Raw genomic sequence first — 14,389 nt, 5'->3', positions numbered from 1 at the left:
CTGATTTTCGAATCCCCAACCTTGGCGAGTTCGCATCGTCGGCTTAACCGAGCAGCTAAGGCAGTGTATGTGACGTCTGTTGATCAACGCCGCCAGCTCGCCGCGCTGGTCAGCCCATCGGTCCGCTCCCCGGCATCGAGTTCGGCCTGCTTGCCCCAGGCCCGCACGGCGGTATCGGTCGAACCTTCCGGACAAGGAGATCTAGTAAGGTCTTCGCTGGAAAGGACGGGATGGAGTGTCAGTAAAGCGCAAGCAGTGTTCTCCGGAAAGGGTGAAGACATATCGAGATAAGCATTCTGAGGGACGAGCCTCCACTGGAACTGTCCGAACGGGCGCGGCTACGCGAGTTGGAGCGGGAAACCGCGAAATCAAGATGAAGTGTGAGTTCCTGGCGAAGCCACGGCGTACTTCGCGGCGGAGCGTCGGTAAGCCCGAGGTACGAGTTCATCGATGCGGAGTACGCCGCCGGTACGGCTGCGGACACAGCCTACGCTCCCACCATTAACCAGATGTGTATGTGGCTGGAGGTCTCTCGATCCGCGTTCTATGACTGGAAATCTCGTGCGGAATCCGCGACCTCAGCCAGGCGAAACGAACTTGAAATCGTGATCAGCAAGGCATTCGAAGACTCCGATGGCACGTACGGTCACTGATGGGTGGCCGCCCAGCTCGTCCGCGGCGGGAGTCCACGCACCTCGCTGAGCGTCCACAGTGTCCATTCGCCGACGGGTGCCTTCCTTGCTGGGCTTGAGATAGCGCTGGAAGGTGCGGCGGTCATCGTGCCCGGACAGGTTCATCAGGTCGGCCTCGCTCAGCCCGTCCTCGCCAGCGTGAGTCAGCCGGGAATGGCGCAGGTCGGTGGCGGCTGCGAGGGTGTCGGTCGGCGGTGCGGTAGGTCATCCGCAGCCGACGGCTGTCCGGGGTGAACTCGCCGCCGGAGGCGGCCCCAGTCCCGGCTTCGGTGGTGACGACGGCAGCCTCGATGGCACGTTCACGGCAAGACCGGGCAAGCGACGCACTGGCCACCCCCGGCGGCCCGGAGTCCCGCGGGATCAAGCGGGCACCCCATGCCGGGGCCCGCACTTCAGGTGCCGGGCCTTGACAGGCGGGCCAAGATCGAGGGCATGAGCGCGCTGCGGCCCGGGTGGATGTGGACACCATGTCGGCGACCCTGGCCGGGGCGTTCCACGACGACCTGGTGATGTCCTGGTTCATCCCGGACGAAAGCCGGCGACGACGCAGGCGGCTGCCGCTGTTCTTCGCCGGGTTGGTCCGGTACTACCACCCGCCAGGAGACGGGCGCAGCTGGTCGCCGACGGCTCCGGGATCCTTGCCGCCGCGCTCTGGGACCCGCCGCGCCGACGGCATACCCCTGGTGGCGACAGGCGTTGAGCGGCCCGGCGATGCGGCGCGCGCTGGGCTGGCGGTTACGGGTGGCCGCGGCGGCACTGACGGCGACAGAGCGGGCGCGCCCGGCGGAGCCGCACTGGTATCTCGCGGACACCGGCGTCGACCCGTCCGCCCAGGGCAAGGGTCTGGGCGGCCAACTGCTGCGCTACCGGTTGGACCGGTGCGACACCGAGGGCAGCGCCGCCTACCTGGAGTCCAGCAAGGAAAGCAACTTCGCTTTCTACAATAGTTTCGGCTTCGAGGTGATCGGGGAGATCACCTTGCCCGGCGGCGGACCGCCGGTCTGGCCGACGTGGCGGGATCCTCAAATCCGCCGGTAGCAGGCGCGCAGGAGCAGGGCTGCGTCCAGCCGCAGGGCAAACGTCACACGATGCGACGCCAGCCAACGGAACCCCTCACCGAGACTGATGATGCTCCCGAGAGTGGAGCTCCTCGGGCGACGGCACGCCGAGGCGGTCCATCTCGGCCACGCACACCCGGACCGCCTCGGCGGCCTCATACGTGATGTCGGTTCCACACGCCGATCCTCAACGACCGTGAACCGTCCGTCGCCGGCCGACCGCACCCACGGGCCGGGCACCCGGTACTCGTCCGCAGTCGGCCGCCGCCTTGATGAACGCGCCCAGGTCGGACTTCTTGTACGCGCGGTACACCTGCCACTGAAACTCGATCCGGTCGCCGCTCTCATACGCATCGGCGATGTCGACGAAGTCGGCGAACGGCCACGCAACGGCCAACTCCCGCACGGTGGCGCCGCCGAGCCAGGCCGCAGCAGATCCGGCGACCTCCGCCAACTCAGTCGTGGCCAGCCAGCTCAGATACGTCCCCCGCAGCTTGTGCCGCACGCGGAACAGGCGCTTGCCCCGAGCGGGTATCACGTACACGGCGCGGTCGCCCCTGCTTACCGTGGCCACGAAGCCGCCGAAAGCGCCCGGAGCGTCCCCCACATCGATATCGCAGCCAGGACACGCGGCCTGGAGCACAGCCTTGAGGCCACCTGCGTCGACCAGGTCCTGCTACGGCGATTCCCCCATGCCACCCCAAGTTACCCGTGGCGCTGGTCACTGACAGACGATCGCAGGCCGCGCCGTCGCGGGTGCGCCACAGCTTGGTCTTGCCTCCGGCGGCGAAGACGCCGATCACGGGGACTGACTGGTAGTCGGCCATGCGGGCCTGCCAGCCGGTCTTGCTGCCGCGTAGGTCGATGTCCCGCTTGACGGTGCCGATGGGTTCGCCGGCGTACAGGACACGCCACACGGCTCCGATCACAGCCGCACGCCTTCACTGCTTGTATGCGGGATTCCCTGATGCTGCTGCGTGCAGCGTGCTCCTACAGTGTCGGTTGCTCCAACACTGAACCTGCCGAGGGTCGCTCGGCATTGGTGCATTTATACTGGGAGGATATATGACCGGAACCAGGAGCGCTGGCCGCGGACGTATCGCTTACCTCATTACCGCAGTTGTGTTGGTGGCCAGAGTCACCATGGGCGTGGTGGGAATGTCGGTAGTCACTGTCGGCATCTCATCGGTAGCCAACCCGGTGCTCGCGCATGCCGACCAGGAACTTGTCGACTGCTCTGAAGACGGATGCGCTGGAGGTAGCGACGGTGGCGGCGGGGACGAAGGTGGCGGTGGCGGTGACACGGGAGGAGATAGTGGAGGGGATGGCGATGGAGGCGACCAGTGGGACCCTTCAAACCCTGTCGATGGATTGAACCCGCCTCCTCCGCCGGAACGCGGAGTGGATGTGATGTACACCGACATCGACGGCCAGTCAAAGTGGATCAACTGTGGCGGCTTGTTTAACATGTTGACGCAAATCCGAGATCGGCCCTACGAGGTCCAGTACCCCAAAAAAACCGCGTGGGAACGCAATCTTGAGCTGGTCTATTTTGACCAGTGTCTTCAACCTTTTTAAATGACGTGAATTCCTGGTAGACAAAGTTCCGATCGCGATCTACCAGGAATTCCGTACCATCGTGCGCGGCTTGGTGGCGTCGTCGCCACCAGACCGGTATTCGCAGTCATGCGAACGCTGCGAACCTTGAGACTGTCAGAGCCGGCGCGGTGCTCCTCGGGCTGGGCCAGAACCGCCGGACACGTACGTGGTCAGGTCACGCCGGATCAGGCACCATTCGCAGATGGCAGAAGTCGCGTGTCAGGTTGTCCGCTGGGTGGCCGACGAGCCTCAGCCGGGACTGGTCGAAGCGCAGCTCATCGACTCAGATGGCCGGTTGTGGAGCTTCATCGACAAGGAACCGGTCTTCTGCGTGGAAGGCGACTGGCCAAGGCAGTTCCCGGTTGCGGCAGCCATCCGGTGCCAGATCATCGGGCGCGAGATCATCGCTGACGGCCAGGAGGTCATCACCATCGACACCGGAAGCCCTGACGGCGTCGACTCCCGTGGTGTGACGGTCTTCCGCGTTCCTGCTTCGGCCGTTACGGATCGATGAGACGCCGGATTACTCAGATCAGCGTGACTGCTCAAGCTGAACGAGACGAAGACACCAGCCCCAACTCTGCGACCTGGGAGATGATCGTCACCGACATCTGCGCGGTGTTGCATTGAATGCAATTCCGCCCGTTTGTAACCCTCGCCGACCCACTCGTACTCGTCGCCGGTGTCGAGGTCGATCAGGGTCGGGTGCGTGCCGGTGTCGGATGTGTGGTCAGGACTGGTCATGGAGGGGCTTCTCCTTGAAGTACGCGGAATCCGTCGAGCGTTCGCCCTTGAGCCACGCCGTGGTTTCCGCCATCGAGTCGGCGAGATCGGCCGGGTTGGTCACGGCGTAGACGAGGTCGCTGAACTCCTTGCGGGCCTGGTGATCGGCGGCGGAAAGGCCGCGCTTTCCTTGCGTGCCCAGTATTCCTGTTCAGCCTCCAGCCGCGGGAGGAGCTCGTCGCGGGTGTGGGTGGTCAGGTCGTCTCAGGTAAACCGCTGGAACCGTGCCATCAGGTGCGCCGCCCTTTCTCCGTCGTCAATGTTGCTCGCGGCGAACTGGTGTCGTGCGCGGGGTGGCTTTCCATTCCGGGGCACCGGTTGCCGCGCGCTCCGGGGTCTGCCCCGCCTGCCGGATGTCCGGGCATCGGTGCTGGTCGACGGGGCGAAGGTGGCGGCCGCGACGAGGTGGGCGGGGTCGCTGGCCAGGGACGTCGGTGTGGTCGTAGAGCGCGGTGGTGTCCGCGCTGGCGTGCGCCAGCGCGGTCTGGCGTTGCTCCAGACTGGCGCCGCGGGCTTTCGCGATGGTGTTGAACGCGTGCCGGGTGCTGTGCGGGGTGATCTGGTGCGGGTCCGGGGACGCCAGCGGCCCGCGGCGAGCGTGGTGACGAGGTAGTCGACCTGGTAGCGGGTGATCCGGCGGCCGTCGCGGTCGACGAGCGGCGCGGCCTGACCCGGGTCGGCGATCCGCTGGGCGAGCCAGGCGTCCAGTAGTGGGGCGAGCTGGATCGCTGGACGACGCCCGCGCCGGCCTTGCCGCGCTACCAGTGCCCAGTTTTCCACAGGCCGAGTGGTGTCCGATGTGGATGCTCGCGCGTGATGTGGCGTGAGTCGGTCAACCTCACCGAGCCCCCGCACCCAGCAACCACTTACGGTACGTCACCAGGATTGGTCCGTTAGCGGGTAGGGATCGTGACCTTTCCGAGCTGCGCTCACGTTGTGTCACGGATCACGCCGAGGATGGATGGCCGCACCCTCCACATCGGAGTCAACGAGTCCGTCTGCGTGTCGGTTCCGGTGTTCACGAACGAAACAACCACCAGGGTCACCAACCTGAGCATCCACCCGTGCCGGTCTACCCGAGCCCAGACTGCACCGGAACACCATTCGACACAGTCAACTCCGCCAACGAGAACACCAAGGTCAAAGGCTATTTCTACGACGACTGACACGCACGCGCGTCCACCCAACCCGGGCAAGGGATCCACCACGACCCCTTGCCCGCAAGGGATCGTCCACAAAGGACAATGAGCGGCAGGAACAAGGAATCCTCTGCACAACATGTGTCCGTTCAGGACGGTTGACATCAGCTGACAGCAGGTCAAGTGCGTTCGTCGCTCCAGTTTCGCTCCAGCTCCACCCTGTTCATACGGACCGCAGTCAGCTCATACGTCATTCTGACGGGTCATACCACTCGGCGGACGAGCGACGAACATGGCCTGCGTGCGGATGAGTTCCGTGGGTATCGTCGACGGGCTCAGCCGGTCGAGAGCGGTAGGCGTCGGGTGGCCCAGCGGGGCTCGGTCGCGACCTGTCGGGAAGGTGATCACATGTCGAACGATGAGCTGTCCGCGCTGTGGAGCCAACAGTGGCCCGGGTGCCCCCGTTGGCAGACAGGTTGAAGCACGCCTTCCCTGACCGGTGGGGACGGTTCCACAGCCTGCCTGAATCCAGACGCTACCCCGAAGACGACGCCGACTGCCGCATCGCACTTCACCGGTACAACTCCATTCTGGATGACTTGTTCCGGGGCAGGAGGTTCGGATCGTCACAACCAGCTGGTCGACAAAACGTGAGCCGTCAACACATAACACGCACTGGTACCCGGCGCGCACTATTAGCTGCCCGTACGCACCAACGAAGACGTGGCGAACCCGGACTTCATCACCTACACCCCACCTGTTCCTCGACCATATGGAATGGCAGCCCGGCGTGATCGACGATGTGCTCCGTGCCGTCGCCGAGGACGCCACCAGCGGAGTGATGATCACCAGCCCGTCCTTCGACGGCATCCACCATCCCGACGACGGCGGCGCCGACGTACTGGTGCACGGCCGTCGAACGCGACGCACTGAACAACCGCGACCCCGACTGGTTCTCCACCCATCCCCTGGGCCACTGACCGCCCAACGCCAGCTCATGTCGACGGGCCGCAGCGGCGACGCCCTGCATCGAACGACGAGGGGGTGTTGATCGGTGGTGGGTCATCGGTCGACGTGTGGTGGATCGGTGAACGCACGCAGGCTTAGCCGTGTCGCGACGTGGGTGGCGAACCAGACAGCGTGGCGGTCGTCCTGGTCGAGGTTCGCGCGCACGGCGTCGCTCCAGTCCTGGCGGTCCAGCACCGTGCGGTACTGCCGCACGATGCGGTCGCGTTGTTCGGTGGTGCATCCGCACTCAGGCGGGGGCTTGTTCGTGAGGTGGAAACGATGATCCCAGCCTGGACGTACCTGCTCACGGTCGGTGCCCTGCCGGCCGAGGTGAGTCGCGTGCGCGGCGAGGACGATGGGTGCCGGGGACAGTGTTCGAGGGTCGTTCCCATGCCGAAGCTGTCCGCCATGAACGCCAGTAGCCGCCCGGTGTGGTCGACCAGGTCATCGTCGATCTCGGTGCTGAGGACTGCGTCGTGGAGGTGGCATGCGGTGGCGACCTGGCCAGCGTAGTAGCCATCGATGTCACCGTCGCAGGCATGGCGCAGCAGCCACCGGCGGGGCGCGGGCCGATATCGGCACACCTCCTCGATGACCGAGACCCAGCCCCAGCCAGCGACACGCTGGGCCAGCCACAGCAGGGCTTGCTCGCCGCCATACCGCCGCTCCAGCGCCGTTGCTGCCAACGGCCCGAATGTGTTGGACAGCAGTCCGATGGTCTGGATCAGCGGGATGTCCTGCTCGGCTCGATCCGTAGCGAGCAGGGTCAGCTCGACGGTGGCCGAGCAGCGATCGGGGCCGTGGCGAACCAGCCACCGGCCGGTGTGCTGTACCCGCTGCCGGTGCGTGCGCGTCGCTGAAGTGTCTGCCGAGGATGGCGGCGCGGTACCGCGACGCCGGCGGTGCAGCTCCTCGTCCGGGTACGGCTCCCCGTCACGGGGCAGCGGCGAGTCAGGATCTTGACGATGAAGCAGCAGAGCGTGTTGGAATAGCGGGATTCGGGAGCCGAGCGCGCCACGCCCGGTCGCCAGGCTCACTCGCGGACGGAGGACTCGATTCTTTCGAACATCGCATTCTCGACCAGTGCAGGCCGCCTGGCGGTCGGGACGCAAGTAGTCCCGTCAACCCCAGTTACACAGCCTCCTGGCCCTTCCCAGCCTCCGCGACCCCCTCAAGAAGCTTAGGTGAAACAGTCGAAGTATGCCGTCGATCTATTCGTGGAATCGGGCCAGACGCTCGCTCAGGACCCGGTCGAGGGCCGCCCGTCCCGCCGGACCCCACGCCGGCTTGCCGCCGGGCAGGCCGCGGTCCCCGTTCTGGCCCATCAGCATCAGGAAGAGGCTCTTCAGTGCGGCCAGCCCGCGGGCGCGCCGGACCGCCGCCTCGTCAGCCTCCGCGTACGCGGCGAAGAAGCGTGCGGCCGCGCCCGCCGGCAGCAGCACCCAGGCGGCCGCCAGGTCCAACGCCGGGTCGCCGACGAACATGTCACCAAAGTCGACAACGCCCGCCAGCGTCCCGTCCGCGACAACGACGTTCGCGGGATGCAGGTCGCCGTGCACCCACACCGGCGGACCCTCCCATGCGGGGGCCGCGACCGCGTCGTCCCAGACGGCCCGGACGTCGGCGGCGTCGGAGCCGATCGCGTCAGCGTCGACGGAGTCGAAGAAATGGTCGAAGCCGTCCGTGCAGTCCCTGGGGTGCGCGCCGCGGCCCGTATCAACCGGTGCGTCGGCGGGCGCTGCCACATGCAGCGCCCGAAGGAACGCCGCCAGGGTGTCGGCCGCGTGGTCGCCGCGGGTGATCGACCCGTGGTCCAGCGGCAGGCCCGGCACCCACGTCATGACCGTCCAAATCTTGGGGAAACGCTCGGAGGGCGCACCACTCCGCACCGGGACGGGGATTGGCAGCGGCAGGCGTGGGGCGAGCAGCGGCAGCCAGCGGCGCTCCTTGAGCTGGTGATCGTGGTCGGTGTCCATGCGCTGGATCCGCACGGCCAGCTCGTCCCCGAGGCGCCACATCTGGTTGCCCCAGCCGCCCTCCACCTCGCGGAGGGGCAGCTCGGCCAAGTCCGGATGCTGGTCCCGCAGCAGGTCGCGAATCAGACCCGCGGTGATCTCGATCTCGGTCTCGATCTCGGTCATGCGGAGCAACCGTACTGGGTTCGACTACGACAACGCTGTCCGACCGTTCCGACATGTGATCGATGCGCAAGCTCCAGCGCATCACACCATCGCTGCTGCCCCTGTGGCCGCCGCGGCCGAGGTGTGTCTGACAAATGCACCAGTTCCCGGGTGTAACACCCGGCCACGGCCGGGGTTCATGGATGATCTTGGTGCACCACGAGGCGCACTGCTGTATCGCCCACACAACGGACGTGGACTGGAGGAGGTGTCTGCGGGCCTGATGGCGTACCTGGATCCGTAAGGTGAATGGGGACAACGTCATGCCAGAAAACCAGCAGCCGTGCCCAGGCGTATGGGGCGGTGTGCCGGAAGGTCGGCGGATCTTCGGCCAGGTTCGCGAGGTCCTGGCCGCACAGAACAGCACCAGCGGCGGATCCAGCGACAGAAGTACGAACGTATGGCAGCGGACCCGATGGGCCCCGCCACTGCTTGTTGTCGTGCCTTCGGCTACTCCGGTGACGAAGTTGCCGAATACTCGCCGCAACGCGGTATCGTCCGCCGTCAAAGCTACCCGGCGGCCGGTCACGAGGTCTGCCATACGTCCTTAAGCGTAGCCAGATAGCCGAGGCTAGCAAGCACGGCGCTAGCCTCCACGTCTAAGTCGATCATGCACGCCACCTCGTCGACGTCAATCTCGGCGAGTCTGTCCAGCAGCCGCGCGGCAACTTCCACTTGGCCGAATAGACCGCCGGTTTCGAAGTAGCGATCGAAAGCCTGTTCGACGACGAACTCCAGATCGTCCGGGTCGAGGTCATCTGGATCTACTCCTGGGAGGACGTCGGCTGGTGCCCGCAGGAGCAGCCCCGCCTGGGTGCGCAGGAACGGGACACCGACGGTCTCCCGGACCACCCCGCGATCCTGTCCGAGGAAGGTGGGAAGCATGACCGCTACCCGTGGCGCTTCTGTCCCGGTATAGGCCTCACGATAGACAGTGATCTTCTTGGCGAGTTCCTCCAGATTCTGGCAGAGCAGGTGGGTGAGAAGCCCAGCGCCGAGCTGACCGGCTGCCCGGAAGGTATCGGGGCTGCCCGCACTCGTGAGCCAGACTGGCACTTCGGGCTGCACCGGAGCTGGGTAAATGCGTATGGTCGCCGGTTCGGCGGTGGCGTCTGCCAGTTCGAACGCCTCCTGGCACCACAACCGCCGCACGGTATCGATCGTTCGCATGAGAACTTCCCGGCGCTGAGAATAGTCCTCTGGCGCCAGGACGAAATCGGTGCTGGGCCAGCCGGGTGCGAAGGACAACGCTACCCGGCCGTCAGAGAGGTTATCGACCACCGCCCATTCCTCCGCGATCCTGATCGGGTCAGGAAGCGGGCCAACGACACTCCCCGACCTGATCTCGACCCGGTCCGTGATGGCCGCGAGCGCCGCGCCTGTCAGGGCGGGGTTGGGATAGATCCCACCGAACGGATGGAAGTGCCGTTCCGGGGTCCACACCGCCGTGAACCCATGCCGATCCGCGAAACGTGCTCCTTCGAGTAGGAGATTGTAAGGCATCCGCCGGGTTCCGCCGGCTCCGTGGTAAGCGAAGTAGAAAAGACTGAAATCCACGATTCATCCTCCAGTAAACAACCTGTTATAGCGGTCTGCCGCAGCGGATTCCGGCGCGTCCGACGCAGCAGGAACAAATACCGGGGTTGTTCATTACCCGATTCCCCTGAGTACACGCTGTACGCCAGGGTCACACCGATAGCGATCGCCAAAACAATTGCTGGAAATAGCTTAGGTGACCGGAACGCGGCACCGGCGATTCATCATAACGTCCTCTCCGTGGCTGCTCCGCCTCGATGCGATATCCCGGGCCGAACCTCCTAAGAACGCATCGCGACCACGAGGCTTTTCGGCCGCATGTCGGACCAGTTCTCGCTGATGTAGTCCAGGCACTTCCGCCTGCGATCCGGGCCGAAGAGCACGGACCATCCGCCGGGTACGTCTGCGAACTCCGGCCAGAGCGAGTACTGCTCCTCCTGGTTGATCAGCACGAAGTAACTGCCTTCCGGGTCCTCGAAGGGATTTGTCATGGCGAAGTGGCCTCCTTTCATGTAATTGCCCATCTACGGTCGTCAAGATGGAAACGGATTACCGGTCCCATCTGCGCGAGCGCATAAGCGGGCCGGATTCGGCCCGCTGTACGGGTTCCTGTTCCCCGGAGCGACCGCTGACGGCACGGGCGAGGCGCCCGACGCTCTGGTGCGCGAAAACGTCTCGCACTTTCAGCGGCAGCCCGGCCTTTCGAGCGGCGCTGACCAGCCGGATCGCAGCGAGGCTGTGCCCGCCGAGGTCGAAGAACCCGACGTCGGCGCCGACGTCGGTAAGGCCAAGCACCTGCGCGAACAGCCGGCACAGGAGTTCCTCGGTCCCGGAAGTGGGAGACCGATGGGAAGTCGCATCCGGTAACTCCGGGGCAGGCAACGCCCCGCGGTCCAGTTTGCCGTTAGGGGTCAGCGGAAGCGTATCCAGTACAACGATCGATCCGGGCACCATGTAGCCGGGGAGCATCTCTCCCGCGAAGGCGCGCAGGCCCACTGGGTCGAGAGGTGCCGCGGCCGCCCCGTCCGGGACGGCGGGAACCACGTAGCCGACCAGCCGCTTGTCTCCTGGACGGTCCTCGCGGACCACCACGGCGGCCTGCGCAACCCTCTCATGAGTGGCCAGAATGTTCTCTACCTCGCCGAGCTCGATACGGAAACCCCGGACCTTCACCTGATGGTCGACCCGGCCGATGTAGCCGAGGGTGCCGTCGGCTTGCCAGCGCGCTATGTCGCCTGTCCTGTACATCCGCGAGCCCGGCGGGCCGAATGGATCAGCCACGAAGCGTTCAGCGGTCAGTGCGGCACGGTTCAGGTAACCGCGGGCAAGGCCGACGCCAGCGATGTAGAGCTCCCCCGCGACGCCACTCGGCAGCGGCTGCAAACCAGCGTCAAGGACGTACACTCGAGTGTTCCAGATTGGGCGCCCGATCGAAATGTGGCCGACTGTGGGAGGGACGGCGGCTGTCGTCGACCAGATTGTGGTCTCGGTGGGTCCGTACAGGTTGGCTACCTCAGCTGCCCGCCCTGCCATGGCCCTAGCCAGCGCCGACGGGAGCGCCTCCCCACCGACGAGCATCCGGAGGCCCATCACGCCGTCGGGGTCGACACCGAATTGGGACTGCCACAGCGCTGGCGTGGCCTGCATGATGGTAACCCCGGCGGACTTGACGACGGCGCTGAGGGCAACCGGATCGTAGACGATGTCCCGGTCTGCGAGGACGACTCCGGCACCTGATATTAGCGGCAGCCACAGCTCAAGGTTGGAGATGTCGAAGGCAATCGTGGTCACCGCGAGCCACCGGTCAGTGTATTTAAGTGGGAAACGCTCACCCATAGCCCCAAGGAAGTTGATCAGCGCGCCGTGGGAAATGACGACCCCCTTGGGCCGTCCGGTCGAGCCCGAGGTGTAGATCACGTAGGCGGGTGCCGCTGGCAGGACCTGGGTAACCGTGCCGCTGTCGGTCTCTTTCCCATCGCTGGTCTGCTTGTCGCCAGCCAGGTCCGCGTCCAGGAGCAGGCACGGCACCTTGCCCTTTGCAAGCCCGGTGGCCGTCGCTGACGTGGCAAGCGCGAGCAAGGGGGCGGCATCGTCCAGGATGAACGCGATGCGATCTGGCGGGTAGTCCGGGTCGATCGGCAGATACGCACCGCCGGCCTTGAGCACCGCGAGCAACGCGACGACCAGCCATTCAGATCGGGGCACGCACACCGCCACCAGCTTTTCCGGGCCGACGCCCCGCGCGGCGATCCGCCGGGCCAGGTCGTCCGCTCGGGCGTTGAGTTCGGCGTAGCTGAGTTCCCGGTCGCGGCAGGCCACCGCGAGGCCACCAGGCGTCCGTCGCGCCTGGGCATCGAACTGACGCTGTACGGGAACCAGCTCCACATCAACATCGGTGCCGTGCCACGCCGCTGCCATGCGCTCGAGTTCGGCTGGTTCCAGCAGTGCTGGCCGTCCGATGGCCAGGCTGGGATCCGCGGCGAAAGCGCGCAGCAGGCGCACCAGCCGCGCCGCGAAGCACTCGACGCTGACCTGGTCATATAGGTCGCTGGCGTATTCGACGACCCCGCCAAGGCCGCCGCCGGGCTCCTCACGAAAGTCGATCATCATGTCAAAGCGGGCGCCGGCAGTGTGGACGTATTGCTGGGTGACTTCGATTCCGGGCAGGGTGAACTGCTGTACCGAGGTGTTCTGCAGTACCAGCATAATCTGGAAAAGCGGGTGCCTGGCCAGAGAACGCGTCGGATTGACAGCGCCTACCACGCGGTCAAATGGTAGATCAGCGTTGGCATAGGCCGCCAGATCGCTCTTCCGGATCCGGTCGAGTAGTTCGGTGAAGGCCGGGTCGCCTGATGTGTCGGTCCGCAGCACCAACGTATTAAGAAAGCAGCCGACCATGTCCGCTAGGGCCACATCGCCGCGGCCGGCCACCTGGCAGCCCAGCGGGATGTCGGTCCCGGCGCCGAGGCGGGTGAGCATGGCGGCGAGTCCGGCCTGCAGCACCATGAACAAGCTTGTCTTGGTGGATCGCGCCAGTTGCGTCAGCCGAGTATGTAGCGCAGCGTCAAGCCGGATCGGAACGGTCGAGCCGCGCCGACTCGCCTCGGCCGGGCGGGGCCGATCGGTCGGGAGTTCCAGCTGATCCGGCAGTCCGGCCAGCGCCCGCCGCCAGAAGGCGAGCTGCGAACCCGCCAGGCTGCCTGCATCGCGTTCGTCGCCCATCACGCGCTGGTGCCACAGGACATAGTCGGCGAACTGGGCGGCCAGCGGCTCAAAGCTGGGCTCTCGCCCTTGGGACCGGGCGGTGTAGGCGAGTGCGAGATCCGCGGCCAGCGGCCCGCATGACCAGCCATCCATCGCGATGTGATGGATCGTCATCAGCAACACGTGCTCGTCCGGCGAGACAGTGAACAGATGGCAGCGGATCGGCGGCTCAGCCGTCAGATCAAACCTGCGCACCGCCTCGGTCGCCAGCGCTTCGTCCAGTCCCTCGGGCGAGATGTCCGTAACAGGCAGCGCAGGCCTGAAGGTGCTGAGGATGACCTGGTAGGCGAGGTAGGTGATTCCGGACTCCGTTGCGGGGAAGACGGTGCGCAGTACCTCGTGCCGCGTCACCACGTCACCGAGTGCGCTCCGCAAGGCAGCGGAGTTGAGCCGACCGGACAGGCGCAGCGCCAACGGGATGTTGTAGGCCGCTGGTGCGCGTTCCGCGCCTCCCGCGACAGTGTCAAGAATCCACAGTTGCCGTTGGGTGGGTGACAGCGGGATCAGCACGGGACGTGACTGCCGGACCAGTGTGGGACGTGCCGTACCGTTTCCGCTGAGCACCGCTGTCAGCCTGTCCGGGGTCGGGTTCCCGGCCATGCTCATCACCGTTCACCTTCTCGACGACCACACCCCTCAGGACGTGCCGCGTTCTTGTCTACCTTCACCTTGACCTTGTGCTGCGGATCGAGGCCGGTCATCTCAGCGATGGCACCTCGGTGGTGTTGTAGCCCTTCGATACCTTGTTACCTCAGGCAAGTCGCTGCGCGAAACAGATATCCGTGTGTTTCTCTCGGCCACGTTGTGAACGCGGCACCCCAGTAGCACGATAGCCACCGTCGGAATCCTGTCAACCAGGATCATGGTGATCGACTGTACGTTCAACTGGAGCTTTCCGTCTGGTATCGCGAAGGTGACGGCAAGCCACCATGCTGTTATTGTCGGGGTGAGCAGCTGACCCGAGGGCGCAACCGTGGAATTTCCTTATCGGCTAGGCACTTGGGGGTGGATCTGGCGGTGACCAGGAGAATTCTCCAGACGCTTGTGGCGGCATCAGCGGTCGGTGCCGCCGTTCTGGCCTGCCTGCCATGCCCGGCGCGGAAACAACTGCTCCTCGCCCGGTTGTCCTG

The 14,389-nt window shown here is 65.5% G+C and carries 9 protein-coding genes and 2 pseudogenes; 4 read left to right on the top strand and 7 right to left on the bottom strand.

The annotated features are described in order from the left end of the window. Positions 1 to 1,403: 1,403 nt before the first annotated feature. Positions 1,404 to 1,730, top strand: coding sequence for a GNAT family N-acetyltransferase (locus tag EV192_RS54835; protein WP_207926136.1), 327 nt, complete (start codon positions 1,404 to 1,406; stop codon positions 1,728 to 1,730). Between the two features lie 207 nt (positions 1,731 to 1,937). On the opposite strand, the gene EV192_RS19190 is transcribed toward EV192_RS54835, so the two are convergent. Continuing rightward, positions 1,938 to 2,357, bottom strand: coding sequence for a hypothetical protein (locus EV192_RS19190; RefSeq protein WP_132117213.1), 420 nt, complete (start codon positions 2,355 to 2,357; stop codon positions 1,938 to 1,940). A 458-nt stretch (positions 2,358 to 2,815) separates the two neighbouring features. Here EV192_RS19190 and EV192_RS19185 point away from each other — a divergent pair, with 458 nt between their 5' ends. From EV192_RS19185 to EV192_RS57410, 3 genes and pseudogenes are all read left to right on the top strand, one after another. Continuing rightward, on the top strand, positions 2,816 to 3,328 hold the full coding sequence (locus EV192_RS19185; protein WP_132117211.1) for a hypothetical protein: 513 nt from the start codon (positions 2,816 to 2,818) through the stop codon (positions 3,326 to 3,328). A gap of 223 nt (positions 3,329 to 3,551) precedes the next feature. Next, the gene (locus EV192_RS19180; RefSeq protein WP_132117209.1) at positions 3,552 to 3,863 is read left to right on the top strand and encodes a hypothetical protein; all 312 of its coding nucleotides are present in this window, start codon (positions 3,552 to 3,554) and stop codon (positions 3,861 to 3,863) included. Positions 3,864 to 5,705: 1,842 nt separating this feature from the next. After that, positions 5,706 to 6,322, top strand: a pseudogene (locus EV192_RS57410) (DUF3885 domain-containing protein). A gap of 52 nt (positions 6,323 to 6,374) precedes the next feature. On the opposite strand, the gene EV192_RS19165 reads toward EV192_RS57410, so the two are convergent. The 6 genes and pseudogenes from EV192_RS19165 to EV192_RS19140 form a co-directional block, all read right to left on the bottom strand. Then, the gene (locus EV192_RS19165; RefSeq protein WP_207926135.1) at positions 6,375 to 7,316 is read right to left on the bottom strand and encodes a hypothetical protein; all 942 of its coding nucleotides are present in this window, start codon (positions 7,314 to 7,316) and stop codon (positions 6,375 to 6,377) included. A 174-nt stretch (positions 7,317 to 7,490) separates the two neighbouring features. Continuing rightward, positions 7,491 to 8,420 (bottom strand): phosphotransferase, encoded by a 930-nt coding sequence (locus EV192_RS19160; protein ID WP_132117205.1) that lies wholly within the window; start codon positions 8,418 to 8,420, stop codon positions 7,491 to 7,493. Between the two features lie 367 nt (positions 8,421 to 8,787). Continuing rightward, positions 8,788 to 9,000, bottom strand: a pseudogene (locus tag EV192_RS19155) (flavin reductase); the annotation flags it as partial. Beyond that, positions 8,985 to 10,016, bottom strand: coding sequence for a MupA/Atu3671 family FMN-dependent luciferase-like monooxygenase (locus EV192_RS19150; protein WP_132117203.1), 1,032 nt, complete (start codon positions 10,014 to 10,016; stop codon positions 8,985 to 8,987). The gene EV192_RS19150 and the pseudogene EV192_RS19155, both read right to left, overlap by 16 nt. Before the next feature lie 260 nt (positions 10,017 to 10,276). Continuing rightward, positions 10,277 to 10,486, bottom strand: a complete 210-nt coding sequence (locus tag EV192_RS19145) for an MbtH family protein (RefSeq protein ID WP_132117201.1) — start codon at positions 10,484 to 10,486, stop codon at positions 10,277 to 10,279. A 58-nt stretch (positions 10,487 to 10,544) separates the two neighbouring features. Then, positions 10,545 to 13,865 carry a non-ribosomal peptide synthetase gene (locus EV192_RS19140; protein WP_132117199.1) on the bottom strand — a complete coding sequence of 1,107 codons (3,321 nt, stop codon included), beginning with the start codon at positions 13,863 to 13,865 and terminating at the stop codon, positions 10,545 to 10,547. Between the last annotated feature and the right edge of the window lie 524 nt (positions 13,866 to 14,389).

Source organism: Actinocrispum wychmicini (genome assembly GCF_004345645.1).
Taxonomy (GTDB): domain Bacteria; phylum Actinomycetota; class Actinomycetes; order Mycobacteriales; family Pseudonocardiaceae; genus Kibdelosporangium; species Kibdelosporangium wychmicini.
Note: the sequence above shows the minus strand (reverse complement) of the source record. Positions and strands in the feature narration are given on the sequence as shown.

Bases quoted from the DNA above. Each gene is read 5' to 3' on its own strand.
- EV192_RS54835 (WP_207926136.1), top strand. From the start codon at position 1,404: ATGCGGCGCGCGCTGGGCTGGCGGTTACGGGTGGCCGCGGCGGCACTG.
- EV192_RS19185 (WP_132117211.1), top strand. From the start codon at position 2,816: ATGACCGGAACCAGGAGCGCTGGCCGCGGACGTATCGCTTACCTCATT.
- EV192_RS19180 (WP_132117209.1), top strand. From the start codon at position 3,552: ATGGCAGAAGTCGCGTGTCAGGTTGTCCGCTGGGTGGCCGACGAGCCT.
- EV192_RS19140 (WP_132117199.1), bottom strand. From the start codon at position 13,865: ATGAGCATGGCCGGGAACCCGACCCCGGACAGGCTGACAGCGGTGCTC.
- EV192_RS19160 (WP_132117205.1), bottom strand. From the start codon at position 8,420: ATGACCGAGATCGAGACCGAGATCGAGATCACCGCGGGTCTGATTCGC.
- EV192_RS19145 (WP_132117201.1), bottom strand. From the start codon at position 10,486: ATGACAAATCCCTTCGAGGACCCGGAAGGCAGTTACTTCGTGCTGATC.